General features: G+C 69.5%; 24 protein-coding genes. 5 read left to right on the top strand and 19 right to left on the bottom strand.

Annotation, left to right across the window (positions count from 1 at the left end; translation table 11 throughout):
• Nucleotides 1-116: 116 nt before the first annotated feature.
• From AB0J95_RS07020 to AB0J95_RS06990, 7 genes are all read right to left on the bottom strand, one after another.
• Entirely contained in the window at nt 117-920 is an 804-nt protein-coding gene (locus tag AB0J95_RS07020) for a thioesterase family protein (RefSeq protein WP_364753548.1), read from the bottom strand.
• 20 nt (nt 921-940) lie between these two features.
• Nucleotides 941-1858, bottom strand: a complete 918-nt coding sequence (locus tag AB0J95_RS07015) for a proline dehydrogenase family protein (protein ID WP_364753358.1) — start codon at nt 1856-1858, stop codon at nt 941-943.
• 63 nt (nt 1859-1921) lie between these two features.
• Nucleotides 1922-2710 carry a sugar phosphate isomerase/epimerase gene (locus tag AB0J95_RS07010; RefSeq protein WP_364753354.1) on the bottom strand — a complete coding sequence of 263 codons (789 nt, stop codon included), beginning with the start codon at nt 2708-2710 and terminating at the stop codon, nt 1922-1924.
• A complete protein-coding gene (locus tag AB0J95_RS07005) occupies nt 2707-4158 on the bottom strand; it encodes a hypothetical protein (RefSeq protein ID WP_364753352.1) in 1452 nt (483 codons plus the stop codon). The genes AB0J95_RS07010 and AB0J95_RS07005 overlap by 4 nt, the downstream gene beginning before the upstream one ends.
• Nucleotides 4159-4207: 49 nt before the next feature.
• Nucleotides 4208-5152, bottom strand: coding sequence for a Ppx/GppA phosphatase family protein (locus AB0J95_RS07000; RefSeq protein WP_364753349.1), 945 nt, complete (start codon nt 5150-5152; stop codon nt 4208-4210).
• Nucleotides 5153-5189: 37 nt separating this feature from the next.
• On the bottom strand, nt 5190-5879 hold the full coding sequence (locus AB0J95_RS06995; RefSeq protein WP_042182430.1) for a response regulator transcription factor: 690 nt from the start codon (nt 5877-5879) through the stop codon (nt 5190-5192).
• A complete protein-coding gene (locus AB0J95_RS06990) occupies nt 5876-7057 on the bottom strand; it encodes an ATP-binding protein (protein ID WP_364753347.1) in 1182 nt (393 codons plus the stop codon). Before AB0J95_RS06990 ends, AB0J95_RS06995 begins: the two co-directional genes overlap by 4 nt.
• A gap of 198 nt (nt 7058-7255) precedes the next feature.
• Here AB0J95_RS06990 and AB0J95_RS06985 point away from each other — a divergent pair, with 198 nt between their 5' ends.
• Nucleotides 7256-7879, top strand: a complete 624-nt coding sequence (locus AB0J95_RS06985; protein ID WP_364753344.1) for a DNA-binding response regulator — start codon at nt 7256-7258, stop codon at nt 7877-7879.
• Between the two features lie 8 nt (nt 7880-7887).
• Here AB0J95_RS06985 and AB0J95_RS06980 read toward each other — a convergent pair whose 3' ends face one another.
• The 8 genes from AB0J95_RS06980 to AB0J95_RS06945 all read right to left on the bottom strand — a co-directional run bounded on the left by AB0J95_RS06980 (nt 7888) and on the right by AB0J95_RS06945 (nt 16172).
• On the bottom strand, nt 7888-8793 hold the full coding sequence (locus AB0J95_RS06980; protein ID WP_364753342.1) for a GNAT family N-acetyltransferase: 906 nt from the start codon (nt 8791-8793) through the stop codon (nt 7888-7890).
• Between the two features lie 137 nt (nt 8794-8930).
• Nucleotides 8931-9671 carry a phosphoglyceromutase gene (locus tag AB0J95_RS06975; protein WP_364753339.1) on the bottom strand — a complete coding sequence of 247 codons (741 nt, stop codon included), beginning with the start codon at nt 9669-9671 and terminating at the stop codon, nt 8931-8933.
• Between the two features lie 446 nt (nt 9672-10117).
• Nucleotides 10118-11008, bottom strand: a complete 891-nt coding sequence (locus tag AB0J95_RS06970; protein WP_364753337.1) for a DUF4349 domain-containing protein — start codon at nt 11006-11008, stop codon at nt 10118-10120.
• A gap of 122 nt (nt 11009-11130) precedes the next feature.
• Nucleotides 11131-11637, bottom strand: a complete 507-nt coding sequence (locus AB0J95_RS06965; protein ID WP_364753335.1) for a YbjN domain-containing protein — start codon at nt 11635-11637, stop codon at nt 11131-11133.
• Nucleotides 11634-12920: a D-inositol-3-phosphate glycosyltransferase gene (gene mshA, locus AB0J95_RS06960; RefSeq protein WP_364753333.1), complete on the bottom strand. Its 1287-nt coding sequence runs from the start codon at nt 12918-12920 to the stop codon at nt 11634-11636. Before mshA ends, AB0J95_RS06965 begins: the two co-directional genes overlap by 4 nt.
• On the bottom strand, nt 12917-13786 hold the full coding sequence (locus tag AB0J95_RS06955) for an alpha/beta hydrolase (protein WP_364753331.1): 870 nt from the start codon (nt 13784-13786) through the stop codon (nt 12917-12919). The genes mshA and AB0J95_RS06955 overlap by 4 nt, the downstream gene beginning before the upstream one ends.
• Nucleotides 13783-14970 carry an Ig-like domain-containing protein gene (locus AB0J95_RS06950; RefSeq protein WP_364753328.1) on the bottom strand — a complete coding sequence of 396 codons (1188 nt, stop codon included), beginning with the start codon at nt 14968-14970 and terminating at the stop codon, nt 13783-13785. The genes AB0J95_RS06955 and AB0J95_RS06950 overlap by 4 nt, the downstream gene beginning before the upstream one ends.
• Nucleotides 14971-15077: 107 nt before the next feature.
• Entirely contained in the window at nt 15078-16172 is a 1095-nt protein-coding gene (locus AB0J95_RS06945) for a UDP-N-acetylmuramate dehydrogenase (protein WP_364753326.1), read from the bottom strand.
• Between AB0J95_RS06945 and AB0J95_RS06940 the strand changes: the two genes are divergently transcribed.
• The 4 genes from AB0J95_RS06940 to purU are packed head-to-tail and all read left to right on the top strand — an operon-like array spanning nt 16171 to nt 19103.
• Nucleotides 16171-16662, top strand: coding sequence for a DUF2505 domain-containing protein (locus tag AB0J95_RS06940; RefSeq protein WP_364753323.1), 492 nt, complete (start codon nt 16171-16173; stop codon nt 16660-16662). The two genes, AB0J95_RS06945 and AB0J95_RS06940, sit on opposite strands and share 2 nt — an antisense overlap.
• Nucleotides 16641-17456, top strand: coding sequence for a class I SAM-dependent methyltransferase (locus tag AB0J95_RS06935; protein WP_364753321.1), 816 nt, complete (start codon nt 16641-16643; stop codon nt 17454-17456). The genes AB0J95_RS06940 and AB0J95_RS06935 overlap by 22 nt, the downstream gene beginning before the upstream one ends.
• Before the next feature lie 10 nt (nt 17457-17466).
• Nucleotides 17467-18201: a maleylpyruvate isomerase family mycothiol-dependent enzyme gene (locus AB0J95_RS06930; RefSeq protein WP_364753319.1), complete on the top strand. Its 735-nt coding sequence runs from the start codon at nt 17467-17469 to the stop codon at nt 18199-18201.
• Between the two features lie 41 nt (nt 18202-18242).
• Complete coding sequence (gene purU, locus AB0J95_RS06925; RefSeq protein WP_364753316.1) at nt 18243-19103, top strand: formyltetrahydrofolate deformylase; 861 nt, start codon at nt 18243-18245, stop codon at nt 19101-19103.
• Between the two features lie 91 nt (nt 19104-19194).
• Here the strand turns inward: purU and AB0J95_RS06920 are convergent, their stop codons facing one another.
• Genes AB0J95_RS06920 through AB0J95_RS06905 form a run of 4 tightly spaced genes read right to left on the bottom strand, consistent with a single transcriptional unit; the run spans nt 19195 to nt 24116 of the window.
• Entirely contained in the window at nt 19195-20202 is a 1008-nt protein-coding gene (locus tag AB0J95_RS06920) for an NADP-dependent oxidoreductase (protein WP_364753314.1), read from the bottom strand.
• A 20-nt stretch (nt 20203-20222) separates the two neighbouring features.
• Nucleotides 20223-21017, bottom strand: coding sequence for a fumarylacetoacetate hydrolase family protein (locus tag AB0J95_RS06915; protein ID WP_364753311.1), 795 nt, complete (start codon nt 21015-21017; stop codon nt 20223-20225).
• On the bottom strand, nt 20932-23148 hold the full coding sequence (locus tag AB0J95_RS06910) for a hypothetical protein (RefSeq protein WP_364753309.1): 2217 nt from the start codon (nt 23146-23148) through the stop codon (nt 20932-20934). The genes AB0J95_RS06915 and AB0J95_RS06910 overlap by 86 nt, the downstream gene beginning before the upstream one ends.
• Nucleotides 23148-24116 carry a glycosyltransferase family 2 protein gene (locus tag AB0J95_RS06905; RefSeq protein WP_364753306.1) on the bottom strand — a complete coding sequence of 323 codons (969 nt, stop codon included), beginning with the start codon at nt 24114-24116 and terminating at the stop codon, nt 23148-23150. The genes AB0J95_RS06910 and AB0J95_RS06905 overlap by 1 nt, the downstream gene beginning before the upstream one ends.
• Nucleotides 24117-24121: the final 5 nt, after the last annotated feature.

Here is a 24121-nt window from a genome sequence, read left to right as displayed (position 1 = left end):
CGGCGCACATAAGCTTTCCGGCGGGGCAGGTCGCAGACCTGCCCCCTTTGATCTGCCCCGTGCGCCGCAGGGGTCCCCGCACAAAATCGAACCGCGCGAGACCCGGCGGCACCCTTTCAGCCCGTAGTGGCAGTAAGCGCCAACTGCCGGGCCTGGCACACCAACCGCCCCGTGGAGTCCACGACAGTGGCGTCCGAGTCGAACCAGGCGCCATGCACCGCCCGGCAGTCAACCTGAATGCGCAACCACCCCGGCGCGGGCCGCGACCGCAGCAACGCCGTCAGCTGAACCGCCGGGGACCAGCCCATCCGCCCCAGGTTGAACGTCACCGGCATCGAAATGTCCCCGGCCACCAACGCGAACAGGGGATCCGCGTGCTCACCCCGTGGCCGGACCCACAGCCGCAGCCGCAACGGGTCGCCGACGTGTCCGTGCAGGAACCCCGCACCGGATGGGTCCAGCCGCACGTCGCAGCCTTCGGTGAGCCGGAACATCTGTGCCGACGGCAAAGTCGAGATGTCGATGGCGTTGCCCGGGGGTTCCGCGGGCTGGTTCGGCAGGTCTGTCCACGCCGCACGGTCGCGCGGGAGTCTGCCCGTGGTGACTACCGCCTCGACGCAGCTGCGGCCCCGCTGTTCGAGGTTCACCGCGACGACCGTTGCCTGCCGCCCGGTCTTGCGCACCTCGGTCCGCAGCAATGCCGGACCCACCCCGGGGGAATGCAGGAATTGCGCGCTCACCGCGAGCGGATCCACCAATGGTGTGCCATTGCCCGTGTGCAGGGCGACGGCCGTCTTGGCGAGCAGCGCGAGCAGAAAACCGCCATGGGGCTTCCCGGCCACCGTCCACTCCGCGGGCAGTTCCGCGGTGAACGTCCCATCGCCCAATGGGCGTACGGCGGCGGCGGTACTGAACGAGATCACGTTACTACCTCGGCCGTTCACGAATGGCTGACCAGTGCGCGCGCGAAGAACACCGTGTTGGCGGGTCTTTCGGCCAGCCTGCGCATGAGGTAGCCGTACCACTGAGAGCCATAGGGCACGTAGACCCGCACCGTCTCCCCCTCCTGCGCCAGCCGGCGCTGCTCGTCCGGTCGCACCCCGAAAAGCATTTGGAATTCGTAGGTTCCCGGCTTCCGGTCATACCAACGCGCCCGTTCGCCGACGATACGCACCAAACGAGGGTCGTGGGTTGCGAACATCGGGTATCCATTGCCCGCCAGGAGCGCGTTCGCGCACCGCACATAGCTCAGATCGGTCTCGTGACGGCCGAATGCGACGTTCTCCGGTTCGGCGTAGGCGCCCTTCACCAGTCGCACACGTGAGTCCGCCAACGCCACGCAGTCCGCCAACGTGCGGCGCAGATAGCTCTGCACGACGGCCCCAGTCGACGGCCACGTCCGCCGCAGCTCGGCGAGGACGCGGAGCGTCGAGTCCGTCGTGGTGTGATCCTCCATGTCGAGGGTCACCGTGGTGCCGCACTGCTCGGCGGCAGCACATACACGCGATGCATTGTCCAAGGCCAGCCGCTCGCTCAGCTGCTGGCCGACGGCGGTCAGCTTCACGCTCACCTCGGCGGCCGGCGCGAGACCCTCGGCGTGCAGGCGGTCGAGCAGCTCCAGGTAGGCCTGGACGGTCCGCTCCGCCTGCTCGGCGTCCTGCGTGTCCTCCCCGAGGTGGTCCAGCGTCACCTTGCGGCCGGACCCGGTGAGCTCGCGGGTCACGCGGATCGCGTCGGCGGTGTTCTCCCCGGCCACGAACCGCCGCACGACGTCCCGGCTGACCGGGGCGGTGGCGACCAGACGACGGATCGCGTCGTTGCCCGCCGCCGCGAGAACGAGCGATCGCAGCGGATGCACGCACAGACTGTACGACCAGGTCAGAAGATCGCTTTTACCTGGCCGGGCTTTCTGAACACCGGCTTACCTGTCAAGATGCAACCGGGCGAACAACAACGCCTCGGCGAGGTCGCGGGCCCGTTCAGCGGGACCTTTTGCCGCCCTGGTGTTCACTTCCAGCACGACTTGTCCGGAAAACCCGTTGGCGGCCAGCATTTCGCACAGCTGGTCGCAGGGCTGGTTGCCGTGCCCGGGCAACAGGTGCTCGTCGCGGGGCGCGCCCGTCCCGTCGGCCAGGTGCACGTGGGTCAGGCCGGTGCCCATCCGTTTCGCCAGCGCCAGCGCGTCCTCCCCGGCGGCCGCGGTGTGCGAGAGGTCGAGCGTGTAGTGGCTGTGCCCGGCGTCGGTCGGGTCGGTCGACGGCTTGAACGCGGACACGCTTCGCCCGCGCGCCAACGGTTTCACCGGGAACATGTTCTCCACCGCGATGGCGATCCCGGACCGCTGCTCGAGGTCGGCCACCAGGTCGCCGAACCCGTCGGCGTACCGGCGCTGCCACCGGAACGGCGGGTGCACCACGACCGTCGGCGCGCCCAGCTCCTGCGCGGCCTCGACCGACCGGCGCAGCCGGACCTCCGGGTCGGGCGACCAGATCCGCTGGGTGATCAGCAGGCAGGGCGCGTGGATGGCCAGGATCGGCACGTCGTGGTTGCGCATGCACCGGCGCAGCGCGTCGACGTCCTGGCTGACCGGGTCGGCCCAGACCATCACCTCGACGCCGTCGTAGCCGAGCGCCTTGGCCAGGGCGAACCCGGTGGCGGCGTTCTGCGGGTAGACCGAGGCGGTGGACAGCGCGACCGGGATCGCGCTCAACGGCTCAACAGCACGGGTGACATCGTGATGACCAGGCTGACCACCATGGTGATGATCGTCGTCCAGAGGTCCTCCTGGTGGCGGATCTTGCGCACCACCCAGACCATGCCGACGGTCACCACGAGCGCCACGATCAGGGCCGCGGTGGGCAGCTTGCCCCACAGCCAGTTGAACCCGAGCCACAGCGCCGCGCCGCCGATCACGCCGATCGCCAGCTGCCCGGCCATCGACAGCCACTCCTTGAGCGGCGAGGACGGCGTCTTCTCCGGCTCGTCCTCGTCGTCGAAGTCGTCCACGCCGACCGGGCGCTCGTTCTTGAGCGACCGGTCCTGGTCGAGGTCGTCGTCGTAGTCGTCGTCGAGGCTTTCGACGTACTGCGTCTCCTCGGCGACCGGGCCGAACCCGTGGTACTCGGTCGGGTAGTTGTCCCGTTCCTCCGGTTCGTGCTGCGGGAACGCCGGGGCGGGCATCGCCATCGACGGCTGCGGCGGCCGGGTGTTGCGCGCCACGCGGTGCGGCGCCGGGTGCTGCCCGGTGCGGTTGCCCACGCCGGCCTGCGGTCCTGCCTCCTCGGCGAGCCGGTCGGAGATCCGCGGCATCTGCTCGGTCATCCCGTCCTGAACCGGCCGCGGCAGCTGCTGCGACGGCTGAGGCAGCTGCTGGGACGGCTGCGACTCGGCGGGACGCAGGTCGGACCGGCTGTCCGCGCGGCCGTCCAGCCGCGCGGCGAGGCCACCGGCCTCGGCGGGCGCAGCGGGCCAGCCCCCGGTCTGCTGCGGGTTCGGCCGGGGCAGCTGCTGGGACTGTTGTGGCTTCGGCAACTGCTGCGAAGGCTGCGGGACCGGGCGCTGCCCGGTGTCCTGGCGGGTCCGGCGCTCCGGCGGCGCGACCGGCGGCATCGCCCGCTGGGTCGGCTGCAACGCCTGGGCCGGGTCCGGCCGGGGCAGCTGCTGCGAGGGTTGCGGAAGCTGCTGGGACGGCTGTGGCTTCGGCAACTGCTGCGAAGGCTGCGGCAGTTGCTGGGACGGCTGCGGTTTCGGCAACTGCTGCGAAGGCTGCGGCAGCTGTTGGGACGACTGTGGCTTCGGCAACTGCTGCGAGGGCTGCGGCGACGGCGTCGGCAGCTGCCCGGAGGGTTGCGGCAGCTGCTGTGACGGCTGCGGGACCGGCCGGTGCCGGCTGGTCGGCGCGGCGTGCCCGGCCCGCGGGGCCTGCGGCGGCTGCTGGGCCTGCTGGTCGACGGGCTGGCCGTCGGCGCCGACGCGCGGCAGGTTGCCGCTGCTGTCGGACATGACCCGGTCGATGATCGCCTGGGGGGCGGTCTCCTCGGCGTCGTCGGCTCGGCGGCGGCGGCGCCTGGGCGTGCTCTCCTCAGGGTTGCCGCCGTACTTGGCCAGCAACTCCGCCACCGTGCGCTGCGTGCGCTCCGGCCCTTCCTCTCGAGTCATCTCTTCCACCGTGCCCAATACGGGCCGCACAGTCCAGTGCCGGATCCCGTCATTTCGACCCCAAGGGGCCGTTGGTCTGATCCAGTCTGCGCAAAATGACGCCCTCGCGCAGTGCCCACGGGCAGATTTCCAGCTCAGGGCGGTTGAACGTGCGCATGGCCGCCTGGGCCACGAGCGCGCCCGCCACCAGCTGGTGCGCCCGGCTGGAGCTCACCCCCTCCAGTTCGGCCAGGTCGTGCGCGGACATCCGGGAGATGAACGCGAGCAGCTGGCGCAGTCCCGCCTCGGTGAGCACCCGTTGCACGCGCGGTCCCATCGAGGATGGCGCGGCACCGGTCAGCCGCGCCAGCGACCGGAACGTCTTGGAGGTCGCTACCACCCGATCGGGGTCGCCGTACTTGAGCACCTTCTTCGCGACCGGGGCGAGCTGGTCCTCCAGCCAGCCCGCGGTCTCGGCGATCTCGGCGCGGTGCGGCGGGTCCTTGGTGAACCGGGTGCGGGTCAGCCGTCCGGCGCCCAACGGCACCGACAGCGCGCGGTCGGGTTCCTCGTCGCGGCCGATGGCGACCTCCAGCGAGCCGCCGCCGATGTCGAGCACGAGCAGCCGGCCGGCCGACCAGCCGTACCAACGGCGTGCCGCGAGAAATGTGTGCCGTGCCTCATCCTCACCGGACAGCACGATCAGCTCGACGCCCGTCTCCTGCCGGACCCGGTCGAGCACGTCGACGGCGTTGGTCGCCTCCCGGACCGCCGAGGTGGCGAACGCCATCAGCTCCTCGCAGCCCAGCTGGGCCGCCGAGGCCTTGGCCGACGCGACCGTCCTGACCAGCTCGTCCGCACCGGCCCGGGACAGGTCACCCGACTTGGTGATGCGTTCGGCCAGCCGCAGGACGGTCTTCTCCGAGCGCGCCGGCAGCGGGTGGGCACCACGATGCGCGTCCACCACCAGCAGGTGGACGGTGTTGGACCCGACGTCGAGCACCCCTAGGCGCATGACCGAAACGTTACCTGGCGGCCCGGTGTGCCAGCCCTCAGGACTCGAACTTGTACCCCAGGCCGCGCACGGTCACCAGGTGGCGGGGCGAGGACGGGTCCGGTTCGATCTTCGAGCGCAGGCGCTTGACGTGCACGTCCAGTGTCTTGGTGTCGCCGACGTAGTCCGCGCCCCAGACCCGGTCGATCAGCTGGCCGCGGGTGAGCACCCGGCCGACGTTGCGCAGGAGGTACTCCAGCAGGTCGAACTCCTTGAGCGGGAGCGAGACCTCGGCGCCGTCCACGGTCACCACGTGCCGTTCGACGTCCATCCGCACCGGGCCGGCCGCGAGCACCTGTGGCAGCAACTCGCCTTCCGGGCCGCCCTCGCCGCCGCGGCGCAGCACCGCGCGCACCCGCGCGATCAGCTCGCGGGCCGAGTAGGGCTTGGTCACGTAGTCGTCCGCGCCCAGCTCGAGGCCGACGACCTTGTCGATCTCGCTGTCGCGGGCGGTCACCATGATCACCGGGACGGCCGAGCGCTGGCGCAGCGCCTTGCACACGTCGGTGCCGCTCATCCCGGGCAGCATCAGGTCGAGCAGCACGATGTCCGCGCCGTTGCGGTCGAACTCCTCGAGCGCCTGCTGGCCGGTGCCCGCCACGGCGGCGGTGAACCCCTCCTTGCGCAGCAGGAAGGCCAGCGGGTCGGCGAAGGACTCCTCGTCCTCGACAATGAGAACCCTCGTCACAGCGCTCCTCCATCGATTTCGGTTCCGGACACGGGGACCCGTGCGAGGACTTTGTCTCCGTTGACCACCCGGCGGGCGGGGATGCGGAGGGTGAAGGTGGACCCGGTGCCCGGTTTGCTCCACAGCTTGACCTCGCCGCCGTGGTTGGCCGCGACGTGCTTGACGATGGCCAGGCCGAGGCCGGTGCCGCCGGTGACCCGTGAGCGTGCCTTGTCGACCCGGTAGAACCGTTCGAACACGCGCTCGTGGTGCTCGTCGGCGATGCCGATGCCCCGGTCGGTCACCGCGATCTCGACGTACCCGTCGAACAGGCGGCGGCTGACCGAGACCGGGCTGCCGGGCGAGGAGTACGCGACGGCGTTCTCCAGCAGGTTGGACAGGGCGGTGACGAGCAGGGTGCGGTCGCCGTCGACGAGCAGGCCGCTGGGGCCGTCGGTGGCGATCTCCACCCCGCTGTGTTCGAGGGTGAGCGTTGCGCGGCCGAGGGCCTCGCGCACGACGGCGTCGACGTCCACCGTCGTCAGTTCGGGCAGCTTCTCGGCGCCGGTGAGCCGGGACAGCGCGATGAGTTCGGTCACCAAAGTGCCCAGCCGGGTGGCCTCGCGCAGGATCTTGCCGCCGAACCGGCGGACCTGTTCCTCGTCCTCGGCGGCGTCCAGGACGGCCTCGGCGAGCAGCGCCATGGCGCCGACCGGGGTCTTGAGCTCGTGGCTGACGTTGGCCACGAAGTCCCGCCGGGTGGCCTCCAGGCGCACCGCGTCGGACTCGTCGGCCGCGTCGATCACGGCGAAGCCGTCGCCCAGCGGCCGGATCTCGGCGCGGATGGCGGCGGGCTGGCGGCCGCGGACGGCCTCCGCCGGGGTCAGGTCGACCTCGGCCATCTCGCCGGTCTCCACGACGAGCTCGGCGGCCTTGCGGGCCCGGTCGTCGACGCGGTTGTTCACCACGACGCCTAAATCGGCGGCCGTCGGGTTGAACAGCACGACGTCACCGAAGCGGTTCATGACGACGACGCCCGTGCGGGCGTCGTGGATGATCCGCTGAACGAGTTCGGCGACGGTGGGGCCGGCCGGCCTTCGTGCCGCGCGCCGGGCGCGGCGCCGGCCGAACATGTAACCGACGAGGCCGCCGATCAGCAGCGGGCCGATCGACAAGGCCAGGTAGGCCGGTACGGTCACGTCCGAATGGTAAGCAGGTGAGCCGCCCTTTGTACTAGTCCGGCGGGGCCGTTCGTGATCCCCGTGACACCGTTCCGGGCAGAGTTCGCCGGGCCGTCAACCCCTGTTCACTCGATCGTGTCCAAGAGGAACGAACCCGCCGCCCCGCATGTCGCCCGTTGACCCGGGCGGTGTCGGCGGAGAAGACTCAGAAGCCTCATGGAGACACGTGCTGGAGTCGTCGTGCTGCGCGGGCACCGCGAGCTTTACGAGCGCACCTGGCACCTCTTCGCCCAGGCGAGCGAGATCACCTGCGCGGCGAAGGACGTGCGCACCTGGGCCTCGCACAACCAGTCGCCGCCGCCCCCGGGCAAGAGGAACCCGAAGGTCCGCAAGCTGTACCGGCCCGGGGTTCTGCTCGACCCGACGGGCGCGCAACACGCGCGGTTCGTGGCGAGCGCGGGCGCGCAGGTCCGCATCACGCCCGAGGACCTGGCCGAGACCATGGTGGTGGACCGCCGGGTGGCGATCCTGCCGGGCGACGGCACGTTCAGCGTGATCTGGATCCCCGGTGTGGTGCAGGGCGTGCGGGCCGCGTTCGAGGCCGCCTGGCGCGAGTCGATGGACCTCGCCGAGTACGAACGCGACCACAGCGCGTTGTCCGAGATGGCCCCCAAGATCCTGGAACTGCTGGGTTCCGGCCTGAAGGACGCCGCCGCCGCCCGGTCGTTAGGGCTTTCCCGGCGCGGCTACCGCCGCGCCGTCGCCGAGCTGATGACCGCGCTCGGGGCCAGTTCGCGGTTCCAGGCCGGTGCCCGCGCCCGCGAACTGGGCCTCATCTGAGCGCGGAACTAGTAGTCCAGGAAAACGCGCTCCTGGGTGATGGGATATCCCACTTTGCGGAAATTGGCCGCCATCGGGTGATTCGTCGCGTCGGTGTCGGCGAGGATCTGGTCAGCGCCCTGTTCGACGAGCAGATGCGTGCACTCGACGAGGAGGTCATATGCATAGCCGTGTCCGCGTTGCGCGGGGACCACGCCGATGAATCCCACCACTGGGGCGGCGTAGTTCTCGCTGGGCACGACAATCCCGGCGAGTTCGCCTTCGGGTGTGTACGCGAGCTTCCACCATTCCCGCGGCGAGGGGAACCATTTCAGGTCCTCGAGCTCGGACTTGGCGGCTTGTTCCGGTGACATCCGTTTGAGGTCGGCGACCTTGTGCGCGTCCAGGCTGCCTTCCTGGATCGCCTGCAGGACTTCGACGATCACCGCGTCATCGGGTTCTTCCCGGAACTGCAGGCGCCCCGGTCGTTCCGGGAGCCCGCATTCCGGCGTCCACGTGTAGCGGTAGCGCTCGACGACGGGCTTCATCCCGGCTCGTTGCGCGACCTCGATCCGCGCGAGCCCCGCGGCCAGCGTCACCGGGTCGTTGCGCCAGCCGCCCGGCAACGCCAGGCAGTACTCGACCTTGAACGGCGCCTGTTTCAACAGGGCCTCGCCGTCGGCCTCGTCGATGAAGTCGAACCAGTCCAGGGTCATCGGTTCGGTGTCGGTGGGACCGGCCCACCACGCGGCCCGCGCCACGACCTCGCCGTCACGCACCGCGATCCAGGTCCACTCCGGACGGTACTCGTTCTTGGCCGCCAGATCGGCGTACACGCGGCCGAAGGCCCCGAAGCCCACCACTGCGGGCCGGAGGTAGCTGTCGAAAAGGTGTTCCTCGCCCGGGTTCAGCGGGCGGATGTCCAACGAAGACACTTCTGGGTTTTCCTTCCGGGGCAACGACGCTCTAGCCCCGGGACGACGCCGGGACGGCGAGGCGAGAGCGCAGGTCAGCAAAGGCGTCCATCGCTCTCACCTCCTTCCGTGTCAAGGCGTCGTTGCCACCGTAGTGACTAGCGACCTTGGTTCGCCACTGCTTTGATCGCGTCGGCGGCCGCGTCCGGGTCGAGGTAGGTGCCGCCCGGGTTGGTGGGCTTGAGGTCCTCGTCCAGGTCGTAGCGCAGCGGGATGCCGGTGGGGATGTTCAGCCCGGCGATGGCCTCCTCGGAGATCCCGTCGAGGTGCTTGACCAAGGCGCGCAACGAGTTGCCGTGCGCGGCCACCAGGACGGTCCGGCCGGTGCGCAGGTCCGGCACGATCGCCTCGTCCCAGTACGGCAGCATCCGGGCGACGACGTCCTTGAGGCACTCGGTGCGCGGGATGTCGATGCCCGCGTACCGGGCGTCGCCGTCCTGGCCGAACTCGTCGCCCTCGTCGATCGGCGGCGGCGGGGTGTCGTAGGACCGGCGCCAGAGCATGAACTGCTCCTCGCCGAACTGCTCGAGGGTCTGCTTCTTGTTCTTGCCCTGCAACGCGCCGTAGTGGCGCTCGTTGAGCCGCCAGTCGCGGCGGACCGGGATCCAGTGCCGGTCGGCGCCGTCCAGGGCCAGGTTCGCGGTGGAGATGGCGCGGCGCAGCAGCGAGGTGTGCACCAGGTCGGGCAGCAGGCCGGCGTCCCGCAGCAGCTCACCGCCCCGGCGGGCCTCGGCCTCGCCCTTCTCCGACAGGGGGACGTCCACCCACCCGGTGAACAGGTTCTCAGCGTTCCACACGCTCTCGCCGTGGCGGAGCAAAACGAGGGTTCCGACTGCCATGGCCCTTAGCGTGCCATGTTTGATGGTCCTCGCTCCGCTCGGACGGGCTTGGCCGCCGGAAGCCGGCCAAGCCGGGCGCTGTTCACCCGGTTGGGGCACGTAGGGGCGGACGTTCGGCGCAGGCATCCACATCCGGTTGACCAAGTACCGGACTCCGCAATAGAACCGTTACTGATTTTCGCGGTTAAAACACGAATGGGGTAACCGTCAGGCTTGAGATCGGGTGCGGTGTTCTGCCAAGTTGACGATGCTTCCACCGGCCGGCTCCCACGCACTCCCCGGCCGATGGCGGCACCGCGGCTCGTCTCCCCTGTCGGGCCGCATCCCCGCAGGTGATGGTGAGGTGCCCCCCGCCCCGCCGAAGGCACCGCGGGACCTGTGACACGGGGCGGCTTGAGAACGCGACTCCCCCTCGCTCAAGCCGCCCTGTGTTTGCTCCTGTGTTGTTACTTCAGCGGCGCCTGCAGAACGGGCTTGCGCCGCCTGCGCCGGAAGTACAGCCACAGCCCGGCCGGGATGCCGAGCGCGACCAGGAACGGCAGCAGCACACCGAAAGTCTCCGCGACGGCGGTGGCCGTGTCGCCGAAAGCCGCCCAGCCGCCGGAAAGCCCGGCGAGGAACCCGGACTTCTGTTCCGGCTCACCGGCCGGTGGCGGCGGCGCGGTGTCCTTCGACACCGAGACCACCACAGTGGACAGACCGACCTTGCCACCGAGCGCGTCCCGCCTGCCCTGCAACGATTCCAGGTCCGACTCGCGCCTGGTGAGCTCCGACTCGATCTGCGCGATCTCGGCCACACTGGACGCTTTGCCCAGCAACAGCCGCATCCGGTCCACACTGGCCCGTTGGGTGGACAGCCGCGCGTCGAGGTCGACGACCTGCTCGGTCACGTCGTCGGTCTGCTTGTGCTGGTTGACAACCCGCCCCAGCTCAGCCAGCTGGGACAGCGCCGAGTCGAAGTGGTCCGACGGGATCCGCAGCGTGATGGACGCCCGGTCGGGGCTGGAGTCCTCCTGCCCGGTATACCCACCGGAGGTGGTCGCGATCGCGCGCGCCTTGGCCGCCGCATCGGAAACGTCGTTCTTGACCGCGAGATCCATCCGCGCGGTCTGGATCAGCTGGCGCTGCCGAACCGGCGTGTCGTCCGGTTTCTGCTGCTGCGCACCGTCCTTGGCCGCGGGCGGCGTCCCCGCACCGCCCGGCGAACCCGCAAGCCCCGGCACCGGAGCCGCCACGTTGCCCTCCGCGCTGGTCCCGCTCGTGCTGGAACCGCAGGCGGTCAACCCCAGAAGCAGCACCGTCCCCGCGAGGAGTAAGCCACTTTTACGTCTGCTCATGCGCCAAGGACGAGCTACGCGCCGAACCCCGTTGCACCGCAGCAGGTCACGAGTCGGACAATGTTCATGGTCCTCGCTCCGCTCGGACAGGCTTGGCCGGTGGCGTTGAGCAAAAGTGGGTGTCAGTCAGACAACCGTTTGTCACCATCGGGTCTCGCGAGGTGTTCGAAGGCCTTGAGGTTGGCCAGGGACTCGCCGCGGGAGGTGCGCCATTCCCACTCGCGGCGGATCGAGGAGGCGAACCCGATCTCCAGCAGGGTGTTGAAGTCGCCGTCGGCGGCCTCGAGCACCTGTCCCAGCAACCGGTCCAGCTCGTCGGGGGTCACGGCGTGCAGCGCGATCCGGCCGAGCAGGTAGATATCCCCGACCGCGTCGATGGTGTAGTGCACGCCGTAGAGCTTTGTGTTGCGGTGCAACAGGAAGCGGTACACCTGTTCGTGCGCCTCGTCGGGACGGCGGCAGACGAACGCCTCGACCACCATCGCGTGCTCGCCGACCAGCAGCCAGCAGTTGGTCTGCAGCTTCTTGGTTCCCGGGAGGGTGACGAAGAACCGGCCCGGCTCGGGCCGGTCGTAGGACACCCCACGTTCGTCTAAAGTGGACTTGATGACCTCGTCCAGCGAGCTCACGAAGCGACCTCCGCCTTGTCGTGCACCTCCCGGAACGCTACCCCGGCCCGCATGTACGCGCCGATCAGCTCGTCGGTCGTCCGGTCCCAGGAGAACGCCTGCGCGTGCCGCACGGCACCACCGGACAACGTCTCCCGCATGCCCGGGGAAGCCAGTCTTGCCAACGCGTTCGCCCACAGCACCGGCGAATGCCCGTGCACGAGAAGCCCGGAAACACCGTCAGAGACGGCGACCCGCAACCCGCCGACATCGGTCGCGACCACGGGCGTGCCGCACGCCTGAGCCTCGATCGCGACCAGCCCGAAGGACTCGTTGTGGCTGGGCACCGCGACCGCGTCCGCGGCCCGGTACACCTCGGCCAGCGCGGGCGCCGACTGCGGCGGCAGGAACCAGACCAGGTCCGAGATCCCCAAGTGCGCCGCGAGGTCCTGCAACGCCCGCGGCTGCTCCAGCCCGGTCCCGGACGGCCCGCCGACCACCAGGATCACGAGCTTCTCCCGCGGCACCTGCCCGGACCGCACCAGCTCGGCGGCCGCGCGCAACAGCACGTCCGGCGCCTTCAACGGCTGGATCCGTCCCACGAACGCGAACACTGTCGCGTCCAGCGGAACACCCAGGTACCTGCGCGCCGCCTCCCGCGACCCGGGCCGGAACCGGCCGAGGTCCACGCCCGGCAGCACCGTGCACACCTTGGCCGGATCGGCGTCGTAGCAGCTGATCAGGTCGCCGGCTTCCATCTCGGTGTTCGCCACCAGGCTGTCCGCCTGGTCGACCACCTGCTGTTCGCCGATCTCACGGGACCGCGGCTCGGGCGTGTCGCCCTCGGCCAGCGCCGCGTTCTTCACCCGAGCGAGCGTGTGCGCGGTGTGCACGAGCGGAACGCCCCAGCGGTCCCGCGCGAGCCAGCCGACCTGGCCGGACAACCAGTAGTGCGAGTGCACGAGGTCGTAGTACCCCGGCTCGTTGGCCGCCTCGGTGCGGAGGACGGCCGCGGTGAACGCGCACAGCTGCGACGGCAGCTCGTTGCGGTCCAGCGGCTCGAACGGCCCCGCGGGCACGTGCCGCACGATGACGCCCGGCGCCAGTTCCGCCACCGGGGGTAACTCGGATGAGGTGGCCCGGGTGAAGACCTCGACCGCGATGCCGCGCTCGGCCATCCGGGTCGCGGTCTGGGCGATGTACACGTTCATCCCACCCGCGTCACCGGTGCCCGGCTGCTCCAGCGGTGACGTGTGCACCGAGAGCAAGGCGACCCGACGAGGTGGACGAAGCCACACAGTCATCCCCGGCCGCCCTCCTGTGCCTGCTCGAAGACCTGATCGGCGAACCCCAGCAGCATCCCGTCGAACTCCTCGGTCCGTTCGGCGAACGGCATATGCCCCGCCCTGTCGAACCAACGCAACTGGGCCCCCGGAATCTTCCCGTGCGCGTACTCGGCCGCGGAAGGATCGATGACCGCGTCCAGCCGGCCGTGCGCCACCAGGGTCGGCACGGTGATCAATGCCAGCACCCCGGAGCTGTCGAAGTCCCTGCGCAACACGGCCTTGCGGACCTGCCAGGGCACCCGCAGGGCGTCGCCGACGACACGCTGGCTGACCTCGCCGGGCAGGTGGATCTCGGCCATCCCCCGGACGAACTCGGTGAACCCGCGAGTGGCCACATCCAGGTCCTCCATGAGCACGTACGGCACGACCGACCGCATCGCCGTGCCCACTTTGGCGCCCGGGCGGTTCGGCCCGACCTCGGTGGACGCACCCACGAACACGATCCCGGCCAGGTCGGTGTCGCCGAACGAGCGCAGGTAGTCGGTGACCACCGCGCCGCCGTACGACCAGCCGACCAGGATCGCCGGCCGCCCGACCAGGTCCAGCACGGCCGCGATGTCGTCCGCCCAGGCCTCCGGATCGGAGTACCCGGTTTCCGGGTCCGGAACGTCCGAGGCGCCGTGACCGCGCAGGTCGACCGCGGCGAGCCGGTAGCGCGAAGTCAGCGCCGGGTCGGCCAGCTGCGCGGTCCAGGCCGCGCTCGACTGCGCCCAGCCGTGCAGCAGCACGATGGCGGGGGCGTGCTCGGGCCCGGCCGTGCGGACCGCGATACGAACGCCGTTCCCGCCCTCGATCTGATGCAGTGTCGAATCAACAGCGGTCACTTCAGCGCTGACATGCTCTTCCACTTGTCCCACGGGTACAGCCAATCATTGACCTCGGACGTGGTCGGCATGTTGGCCTTGGAACCGGTGACCTCGACCGGGTCGCCGATGAGCACCATGTCGAACAGGGCCTTGGCGTCGGCCTCGTACAGGTTCACGCACCCGTGCGAGGTGTTGTTCTTGCCGATGTTGGCCCGGTTCTCCTCGTTCTCGTGCAGGTACTCCCCGTGGTTGGAGATCCGCATCGACCACTTCTTCTTCACGTTGGTGTACCCGTACTTCGGGTTGGAGAAGTCGCCGACCGGCTCGCGGGTCATCACGATCAGGGTGCCGTTCGGGGTGTTCAGCTCGGGGTCGGCGTCCTTGCCGTTGGACGACGGGTAGGTCGCCGCGAGCGCGCCGTTCTTGAACACCTTCAGCGCGTGCTCGGGGGTGTTGACCTTGATCACCAGGTTGCGGCCGATGGTGAACTTGCTGGTCACGTCGGCCTTGCCGTACCCGTTGCCGTAGTTCACGCCGTACAGGTTGGCGCTGACGGTGATCTTGGTGTTGGCCGGCCAGTACTCCTTGGGCCGGAAGTCGACCTTGTTCGGCGACACCCAGGCCCAGCTGCCCTCGACCTTGGGCGTGGTCTCGATCTTGAGCGCCTTCTCCGCGGCCGCCCGGTCCTTCGGCGCCACGTCCGGGAAGTTCACGCTGATCGGCATGCCGACCCCGACGGTCTGGCCGTCGGTCGGGTTCACCGTGGCGCGGATGGTCTTGGCCGGGGTCATGGTGGTGAAGCTGCCCTTGAGCTCCACCGGCTTGTTGTCGCTGCCCATGGCCTTGGCGGCGTAGGTGTAGGTCTTGCCGTAGCCGAGGCGTTCGCTGTTGGTCCAGCTGAGCTTGTCCGCCGCGACCGCGCCGGCGACCGGCTTGCCCTCGGGGTTGGTGACCGAGACGTCGGTGAGCTGGCCCTCGGTGACGGAGATCTTGATCGGCTTGAGGACCTCGACGTCCTTGGCGTCCACCGCGGGGTCCGCGGTGATCTTCGCCTTGGCCTGCGGCTCGCCGCCGCTGGTGTCCCCGGTCGGCTTGTCGCCCACCCCCAGCGGGCTGCCGGACTCGGTCGAGCTGCATCCCGTCACCGCGAGCACGCTCGCGAGCAGGAACGCGCCAACGATCGTTCTTCGTCCGGCTCGCACGTCACAACCTCCGAATCACGGCATCTATCCGTAAAGACGCGCAAAAGAGGTCTTGGTGCGTGTGACATCAGTCACACGCACGGATGGTCCCCTTGGCCGCGTCCGTCTCAGAGGGCGCAGCCGATGAAGACCGGCTCGGCGGCGAGCTCGACCCCGAAGGCCGAGTAGACCCCGTCCCGCACCTCTCGGGCAAGGGCCAGGATGTCCTCGGTGGTCGCGGTGCCACGGTTGGTCAGCGCGAGGGTGTGGCTGTGCGACAGCGCGGCGCGTCCTCCGGGTCCCGGGTACCCCTTCTCGAAACCCGCACGCTCGATCAGCCAGGCCGCGGACAGCTTGCCGCCGGGGTACTGCGGGATGCGCACGTCGTCCCCGACGCGGGCGCGGATGCGGTCCAGGACCTCGCCGAGCTGCGGTTCGCCCAGCACCGGGTTGGTGAAGAACGAGCCGGCGCTCCACGTGTCGTGGTCGTCCGGGTCGAGCACCATGCCCTTGCCGCGGCGCAGGTCCAGCACGGACTGGCGGACCCGGTCGACCGGCACCCGCTCGCCGGGCGCGACGCCCAGCGTGTTCGCCAGTTCGGCGTAGCGGATCGGCGCGGACAACCCACTGTCGGCCAGCTGGAACCGGACCCGCAGCACCACGGCGCGGTCGGTGTTCTTCAACACACTCGTGCGGTAGGCCAGGCCGAGCTCGTCCGGGGTGAGCGTGCGGACCTCGCCGCTGGCCCGGTCGAGCAGGTCCACCGAGACGAGCACCTCGGCCACCTCGACGCCGTAGGCGCCGACGTTCTGCACGGGGGTGGCGCCGACGAGCCCGGGGATGCCGGACAGGCACTCCAGCCCGCCCAGGCCCGAAGAGACGGTCTGCGCGACCACCGAGTCCCAGTTCTCACCGGCCTCGGCGGTCAGCTGCACCGAACCCGCCGCCGTGCAGTCCATGCCCACGCCCTTGCTGGCGATGTGCACGACCGTGCCGTCGAACCCGTCGTCGCCGATCAGCACGTTCGAGCCGCCGCCGAGCACCAGCAGCGGTTCGCCGGCCTCGTCCGCGGCGCGGACCGCGTCGACGACCTCACGGGCGGTTGTCGCTTCGATGAACCTCGTGGCCGGCCCGCCCAAGCGCAGGGTCGTGTACCCGCTCAGGCGGGTCTGGGTGCCGGGACGCGAGGTGGTCACGGGCGTCAACGGTAACCTCCGGTTCATGCCTAGCCGTATGGAGCACCGGGCGAGCTTGACCACCCCGGCCGACACCGTGCACGCCGCGCTCGTCGATCCGGCCTATCTCGAAGACCGGCTCCAGGCCCTCGGCGGCACGAACGCCTCCATCGTGGACCGCGCGGAGCAAGGTGGTGAGGTGACGTACCGGGTCCGCCAGGGGCTCGCCGCCGAACATCTTCCCTCAGCCGTCCGCAGCCTGCTCAAGGGCGACCTGGTCGTTGACCGGACTGAGACCTGGCGAACGGACAAGACGGGCACGGTCAAGGCCACGATCCCCGGTGTACCAGGGGAGATCTCCGGGCGGATGCGACTGTCCGACAGCGACAAAGGAACCGATTGGGTGACATCGCTGGAGGTCCGCGTGTCGATCCCGCTGGTCGGCGGCAAGATCGAGCGCTCGATCGGCGAGCAGGTGGTCAAGCTGCTGGCCAACGAGGCCGCGTTCACCGAGAAATGGCTCGCAAGCCGCGGCTAGCGGCCGGGCGGGCGCGGGCGCTGGGCGTCCCGACCCGCGGGACGACGAACCCGAACCGGCTGCGCAAGGTGGACCGCTGGATCGCCGGGACGCCATGGGTTTGCTCGGTCCTGCGGGCCGCCGCCGATCCGCTCGTGGTCGACCTCGGGTATGGGTCCTCGCCGGTCACGACGGTCGAGCTGGCGCAGCGGCTGTCCGTTGTGCGGCGCGATGTCCGGGTGCTCGGGCTGGAGCTGGACCCGGAACGCGTCGAGGCGGCCAAGCCCGCGGCGGACCCGCCGCGGCTGGAGTTCCGGCGGGGCGGGTTCGAGCTGGCCGGCACGCGTCCGGTGCTGCTGCGGGCTTTCAACGTGTTGCGTCAGTACACAGAGGACGATGCGGCCAAGGCGTGGGACACCATGCTGGGCCGGCTGGCGCCGAGCGGGCTGCTCGTCGAGGGGACGTGCGACGAGATCGGCCGCCGGTGCTGCTGGGTCACGTTGACCGCCGAAGGCCCGCAGACGTTCACGTTGGCGTGCCTGCCTTCCGGCATCGAGCAACCGTCCGATTTGGCCGAACGGTTGCCCAAGTCGCTGATCCACCACAACGTCGCGGGCGAACCGGTGCACGCCTTGCTGACCGCGCTCGACGGGCACTGGGCTGCGGCCGCGCCACTGAGCCCGTTCGGCCCGCGCGCCCGTTGGACGGAGACGGTCCGGCGTCTGTCCGCGGACTGGCCGGTCCTGGACACGCGGCGGCGCTGGCGGCTCGGCGAGGTCACGATTGCCTGGTCCGCCGTCACTTCCAGCCACTAAGCTGGCCCCGGTGGATCACGAGACGAACCTGGCTCACATCACCGAACAAGCCGACGCCCTGCGGGCCGCGGCGGTAGCGGCCGGACCGGACGCCCCGGTCCCCACGTGTCCGAAGTGGACGGTTCACGACCTGGTCGCGCACATCGCGGGCGTGCACCACATGGTGGCCGAGGCGCAGCTGCTCACCCCGCGGGACTCCCGGCCGGAACGGCCCGCGATGCCGGAGGACTGGGACGAACTGCTGGCGTTCTGGGACGAGTGGCGCGCCCGGATGCTGGAGCGGCTGAACACCGACCCGGCCAAGGAGGTGTGGGGGTTCATCCCGGGCCTGGCCACGGCCGGCTGGTGGGGCCGGCGCCAGGCGCACGAGACCGCGATCCACCGGCTGGACGCCGAACACGCCGCCCACGAGACCGTGCCGACGTTGCTGTTCAGCCCGGAGCTGGCCGAGGACGGCATCGACGAGGTGCTCCGGCTGATCTCGCCGTTCCGGGCCCGGCTCAAGCGCCCCGAGGTGACCGTCGAGGGCACCCTCCTGGTCCACGCGGCCGACGCGGGCCGCGTCTGGCTGCTCAAGGCCCACAACGGCGTTGTCGAAGTCGGCCGGATCGAGGACTCCGGCACCGAGACGGACGCCAGCCTCGTCGGGACCGCGGACGCCGTCTACCGGGCCGTCTGGAAACGGCCCAGCACCGCGATCCTGTCCGGCAAGACCGAACTCGTGGACGCCATCCAGGGCGGCTGACTGGCAACAACACCCGCATCCGCTGACTAGGCTCTGCGGCCATGACCCAGCCTGAGCGCCGGTATGTGATCACCTTCGGCTGTCCCGACCGGACCGGGATCGTCGCCCGCATCGCGCAGTTCCTGGCCGACGCGGGCGGCTGGATCGTCGAGGCCGCGTATCACACCGACCCGGACACCTCCTGGTTCTTCACCCGCCAGGAGGTGCTCGCGTCCTCGCTGCCCTACGGCGTCGAGGAGCTGCGGGCGCGGTTCGCGGAGATCGCCGTCGAGCTGGGCGGGGAGGGCAAGGTCGCGGACACCGGTGAGCCGCGCCGGATCGTGCTGCTGGTGTCCAAGGAGGGCCACTGCGTGTACGACCTGCTCGGCCGGGTCGCCTCCGGGGAGCTGGAGGTCGAGGTCAGCGCGGTGATCGGCAACCACAACGACCTCGCGGCGGTGACCGAGGGCCACGGCATCCCGTTCCACCACGTGCCGTTCCCTCGTGAGGACAAGCAGGCAGCGTTCGCCGAGGTGCGTTCGCTGGTGGCCCGGCACGATCCGCACGCGATCGTGCTGGCCAAGTTCATGCAGATCCTGCCGACCGAGCTGTGCCGGGAGTGGACCGGGCGGGCGTTGAACATCCACCACAGCTTCCTGCCGTCGTTCGTCGGCGCGAAGCCGTATCACCAGGCGTACCAACGAGGTGTGAAGCTCGTCGGCGCCACCTGCCACTACGTGACTGCGGAGCTGGACGCCGGGCCGATCGTGGAGCAGGACGTGATCCGCGTCGGCCACGGCGACAGCATCCGGGACATGGTCAGGAAAGGCCGTGACATCGAGAAGGTGGTCCTGGCCCGCGGCCTGCGCTGGCACCTGGAGAACCGGGTCCTCGTGCACGGCAACAAAACCGTCGTCTTCTAACCCCGTGTCCCACACTCACGGCCCCCGTGTCCCCCTTTCCTCCGGGCCGTGTCCCCCTTTCCTCCGGAGTGTCTTCCCCGTTCCTCCGGGGTCAGAGCTTCACGAGCATCTTGCCGGTGTTGGCGCCGGCGAGCATGTCCATGAACGCCTTGGGGGTGTTCTCGAAGCCCTCGACCACGGTCTCGTCGTACTTCAGCTCGCCCGACTGCACCCACGCGCCCGCTTCGGCGAGGAACTGCGGCATCTGGTTCCAGTGGTCCAGCACGAGGAACCCTTCGAGCCGGATCCGCCAGCCGACCAGCTTGCTCAGGTTGCGCGGACCCGGTTGCGGGGACTCGTTGTTGTAGCCGGAGATCGACCCGCACAGCGCGGCCCGGCCGTGCCAGTTCATCGCGGTGATCGCGGCTTCAAGGTGTTCGCCGCCGACGTTGTCGAAGTACACGTCGATGCCGTCCGGTGCGGCGGCCTGCAGGAGCTCGGCGACCGGGCCGTCGTGGTAGTTGAAGGCCGCGTCGAAGCCGAGGTCCTCGGTGAGGTGGCGGACCTTCTCCGCCGACCCGGCGCTGCCGATCACCCGCGAAGCGCCTTTGAGCTTGGCGATCTGCCCGGCGACCGACCCCACCGCACCTGCGGCGCCCGACACGAACACGACGTCACCCGGCTTGATCTGGGCGATGGTGGTGATCCCGACGTACGCGGTCAGCCCCGGCATCCCGAGCACGCCGAGGTAGGCGCCGAGCGGCACCGCCGGGTCGACCTTCTGTGCCTGCTCGGCCTTGACCACCGAGTACTCGCGCCAGCCGAGCTGGTGCACAACGGTGTCACCGACCTTGACGGAGTCCACAGTGGACGCGACGACCTCGCCGACCGCCCCGCCGGTCATCGCCTCGCCGAGTTTGTAGGGCGGCGAGTAGGAGGGCACGTCCCGCATCCGGCCGCGCATGTACGGGTCCACGCTCAGGAACAGGTTCTTGACCAGGACCTCGCCGTCCCCCGGCTGGGGTACCGGGACGGTCGCGAACTCGAAGTTTTCCGGCACCGGCGTCCCCTCCGGGCGGGAAGCGAGCCGGATCTCCTGTGCGCTTTCGGGAATTGTCATAACCATGCCAACTTCGGCAGTTATCGAGTTGATTCCCGGATCTCGCGCGCTCCCACGACCTGGTTGGTCAGTCTGCCGACGTTCTCGATGGTGATCTCGACCACGTCGCCGGGTTTGAGGTCGAAGTCCAGTTCGGGAACGATTCCGGTGCCGGTGGACAGCACCACGCCGTCCGGGAAGTGCAGCCAGTCGACCAACGCGGGCACCAGGCCCTCGACCGGCCGGTGGAACTGCGCGGTCGACGTCACACCTTGGAACGCTGTTCCGGTGCCGCGCCGCACGGTCATCTCGATCGCCAGATCCTCGATCCCGGTCAGCCAGACCGGCACGATGCCCGCCGAGATGGCGCAGCTGCCCGCATAGATCTTGGCCTGCGGCAGGTAGAGCGGGTTCTCGCCTTCGATCGACCGGGAGCTGACGTCGTTGACCACGAGGTAGCCGACGATCTCGCCGAACGCGTTCACCACCACGCCCAGCTCGGGTTCCGGCACGTTCACCGCGGAGTCCTCGCGCACACCGATCGGGTCGCCGTCGGTGACCACGCGCCAGGCCGGGGCCTTGAAGAACAGCTCGGGCCGTTCGGCGTCGTAGACCCGGTCGTACACCGACCGTTCGGTGGTCTCCTCGACGCGGGCGTCGCGGGACCGTTCGTAGGTCACGCCCGCGGCCCAGACCTCCATCAGCCCGTCGACCGGCGGCAGCAGCCGGACGTCCGCGGGGATCTCGCCGCTAGTGCGCTGGACCGTCTGCCGGATCTCCGCCAACGGCAACCGGAGCAACGCCGAGATCGTCGGCTGGGGCAGCGGGCGGATCACCCCGCCCTCGTTCAGTCCGATGTGGACGTTCCCATCGGCGCCTTCGTACCGGACCAGGCTGCTGCGAACGTTTCTCACGCCGCCACCCTAGCGCCACCGCCAAGGCCACACCGATCAAAGCGCAGGCGATCCCGGCCAGCAGTCCCGGCGGGGTCCAGCTCAGCTCCAGCTCGCCCTCTTCGCCTTCGCCGGGGAGATCGACGGTCACCATCCCGGCCGGGCCTTCCCGGACCTCCACCTTGTGGCCGTTGGCCTCCGCCTTGTACCCGGGCCAGTTCAGCCGGGCGAACGTCACCTGGCCGTGGCCGCGGTAGCGCATGCGCTCGTGCCGGTGACCGTCCATTGTGTCCTCAACGACGGTCAGCCCGGGGCTGAGCGCGCTGATCCGTCCGTGCGGGAACGGCAATGGCTTGTCCCGTTGGAAGACCGTGACGACGTCGTCGCGGGAAGCGATGTGCCAGCCGGGTTTGAGCGGCGGGTCCTCACTGAGCTTCTTCTGCACCACGATGATGTCGACCCGCGCCAGGTCCGCGATCGTGCCACCGCCCGGCAATGGCTCGAGCAGCTTGTTGTAGCCGTCCGCGCAGGTTTCCCGGTGCGACAGGCACAACGCCTTCTCGAACTTGACGTAGCTGATGCCGGTGTACGCCATCAGGCTCGGCACTCCGGCGGCCGCGTACCCGTTGCCGAACCGGAATCGGTCCCGCGGTTCCTTCACCACGTCCGCGACCTGCGCCACGGTTCCGTTGTACGGCAGGTGAGTCGTCGGCGTCGGGTAGTACAGCGTCATCGACGAGTTCAGCGGCGACCACGACGTCTGGATCACCAGGACGAGCGCGCTTCCACCCACCAGTACCGCGGCCTGCCACCGCGAGTTCCCCCGCCGTGCGGCGAAGATCAGCGCTGCGGTCAACGCGGCCAGCAGCGCGACGCCGATCACGTGGTGCACGGCGATCTTCGGCCAGGACGCGACCGAAAGGTACATCCCGGCCAGCAAGGCACCGGCGGTGATCAGGATTCTGCGCCTCAGGTAGTCGGTTCGCAGCCCCGCGGACAGCAGAACGCCGGCTAGAACCGCGAGCCCGATCCAGAGGCCCTCGATGTTGCGCAACGGCCACCGGAACAGCCACAGGTTCGACGGTGCCAGGCAGAACGCGAGGTACGTGGCGGTTACCACGAACACCGCTGTCAACTCACGTTTCCGCCGCCGGATGACGCCCCAGTCGACCCATGCCAGCACCGGTACGAGGAACCACGCGAAGTAGGTGGCGGGCACGTGCAGCCGCATGATGTTCGGGTCGAACGCCCGGATCGCAGGCAGGTGACTGGGCATGCTCAACGCCAGGATGTCGGTGAGCGATGGCGAGAGAATGCCGGAGTTGTAGAACTGGACACCGTTTCGGATGCCCACGGACGCGGCACCGAGCAACGGCAGGAACACGAGCGGTGCCACCGCGAGCACGGACAGTCCGATCAACGCGACCCGGAGTTTGCGGATCTCGACGAACAGTCCGATGTAGACCACCAGCGTGGCGAGCACGCCGTACGGGTTGCCTGCTGTGACGCACAACGCACCGAACACGAACGCCCACACCGGATGCAGCGTCCGCGTCGCGGCTTTCCGCGCCGACCACCACATCCACGGCACCCAGGCGACCGTCATCAGCCCACCGGCCCAGGCCTCCGCCTGGAAGAACAGGATGAACCCGCTGAACGGCACCGCGAACGCGACCGCCAGGGCCGCCCATTTGGCAGCCTTGTACTCCCGGCACAGCAGGTACACGCCGAGCGCGAGGATCACCAGGAACTGGGTCTTGACCACGGCCGCGGCCAGCGCGAGGTCGTCGAACCTGGTGACCAGCAGGTACTCCAGCAGGTTCACCGGGTTCCACAGGCCGAACAGCGCCTCCCCGGCGAGGTTCCCGCCCGCCCAGGAGTTCAGGTCCAGCAGGGGGAAGTTGCCCGCCAGCAGCATGTCGCCGATCCGGCGCCACATCGGCACGAACTGGGCCGCGCTGTCGTCGATCACGTAGAAGATGTGCTGGCGCAGGAAGGGCAACCAGGCGAACGCGGCCACGAGCACACACAGCACCAACGGCGCGAACCAGCGCCGTCGCAGCAGAGAAGTCACTATCCTGCCTCATGATCGCGGCCGAGCACCACCGTGACCGGGACCGGGGCCGGCCCGCTGGTCTCCTTGACCAGGAAGTGCGGCCTTCGTTTGGCCTCGTAGTAGATGCGGCCGACGTACTCGCCGACGATGCCCAGGAACAGCAGCTGCAGGCCGCCGAGACCGGCGATGCCGACCATCAGCGTCGCGTAACCAGGCGCGTCAACGCCACTGGCCAGCACGTCGATGATCACGTAGCCGGCGTAAGCAAATGCCAGCAGGGTGACGATCAGGCCTATGTAGACGGCCAGCCGCAGCGGCTTGTTGTTGAACGAGACGACACCGTCGATGCCGTAGTTCAACAGCTTCCGGAATGTCCATTTCGTCGTGCCGGTGCTGCGCTGGACGTTCTGGTAGTCGATCACCGCGGTGTCGAACCCGATCCAGGCGAACAGGCCCTTGGAGAACCGGTTGTACTCGCCCAGTGACAGCAGCGCCTCGACGGCCCGCCGGGTCATCACCCGGTAGTCGCCCTCGCCGTCGCGTAACCGCACGTCCACCAGGCGGTTCATCATCTTGTAGTACGTCTTGGAGGACAACGACCGCAGCCGGCCCTCGCCCTTGCGGTCGCGCCGCGCGACCACCTGGTCGAAGCCCTTGCCCAGCAGTTCGATCATCTGCGCGAGCAGCTCGGGCGGGTGCTGCAGGTCGGCGTCCATGATCGCCACGACGTCGCCGTCGGCCTGCGCGAGCCCGGCCAGCATCGCCGACTCCTTGCCGAAGTTGCGGCTCAGCGCGACATACCGGATGTGCGCGTCCGCCGCGGCCAGCTCCCGCATCCGCGTCAGGGTCTGGTCGCTGCTGCCGTCGTCGACGAGCACCACCTCGAAGTCGGGCGTGACCTCCGGCAGGACAGCACTCAGCCGCGCATGCAGGTCGGCCAGCCCGTGCTCCTCGTTGAAGCACGGCACGACCACCGAAAGCCGCATGCGTC

This window comes from Actinocrispum sp. NPDC049592, assembly GCF_040675465.1.
GTDB lineage: Bacteria > Actinomycetota > Actinomycetes > Mycobacteriales > Pseudonocardiaceae > Kibdelosporangium.
Note: the sequence above shows the minus strand (reverse complement) of the source record. Positions and strands in the feature narration are given on the sequence as shown.

Coding starts and splice junctions, on each gene's coding strand:
- AB0J95_RS07005 (WP_364753352.1), bottom strand. CDS start 4,158: ATGACTCGAGAGGAAGGGCCGGAGCGCACGCAGCGCACGGTGGCGGAG.
- AB0J95_RS07000 (WP_364753349.1), bottom strand. CDS start 5,152: ATGCGCCTAGGGGTGCTCGACGTCGGGTCCAACACCGTCCACCTGCTG.
- AB0J95_RS06985 (WP_364753344.1), top strand. CDS start 7,256: ATGGAGACACGTGCTGGAGTCGTCGTGCTGCGCGGGCACCGCGAGCTT.
- AB0J95_RS06975 (WP_364753339.1), bottom strand. CDS start 9,671: ATGGCAGTCGGAACCCTCGTTTTGCTCCGCCACGGCGAGAGCGTGTGG.
- AB0J95_RS06970 (WP_364753337.1), bottom strand. CDS start 11,008: ATGAGCAGACGTAAAAGTGGCTTACTCCTCGCGGGGACGGTGCTGCTT.
- mshA (WP_364753333.1), bottom strand. CDS start 12,920: ATGACTGTGTGGCTTCGTCCACCTCGTCGGGTCGCCTTGCTCTCGGTG.
- AB0J95_RS06940 (WP_364753323.1), top strand. CDS start 16,171: ATGCCTAGCCGTATGGAGCACCGGGCGAGCTTGACCACCCCGGCCGAC.
- AB0J95_RS06945 (WP_364753326.1), bottom strand. CDS start 16,172: ATGAACCGGAGGTTACCGTTGACGCCCGTGACCACCTCGCGTCCCGGC.
- AB0J95_RS06935 (WP_364753321.1), top strand. CDS start 16,641: ATGGCTCGCAAGCCGCGGCTAGCGGCCGGGCGGGCGCGGGCGCTGGGC.
- purU (WP_364753316.1), top strand. CDS start 18,243: ATGACCCAGCCTGAGCGCCGGTATGTGATCACCTTCGGCTGTCCCGAC.
- AB0J95_RS06920 (WP_364753314.1), bottom strand. CDS start 20,202: ATGACAATTCCCGAAAGCGCACAGGAGATCCGGCTCGCTTCCCGCCCG.
- AB0J95_RS06905 (WP_364753306.1), bottom strand. CDS start 24,116: ATGCGGCTTTCGGTGGTCGTGCCGTGCTTCAACGAGGAGCACGGGCTG.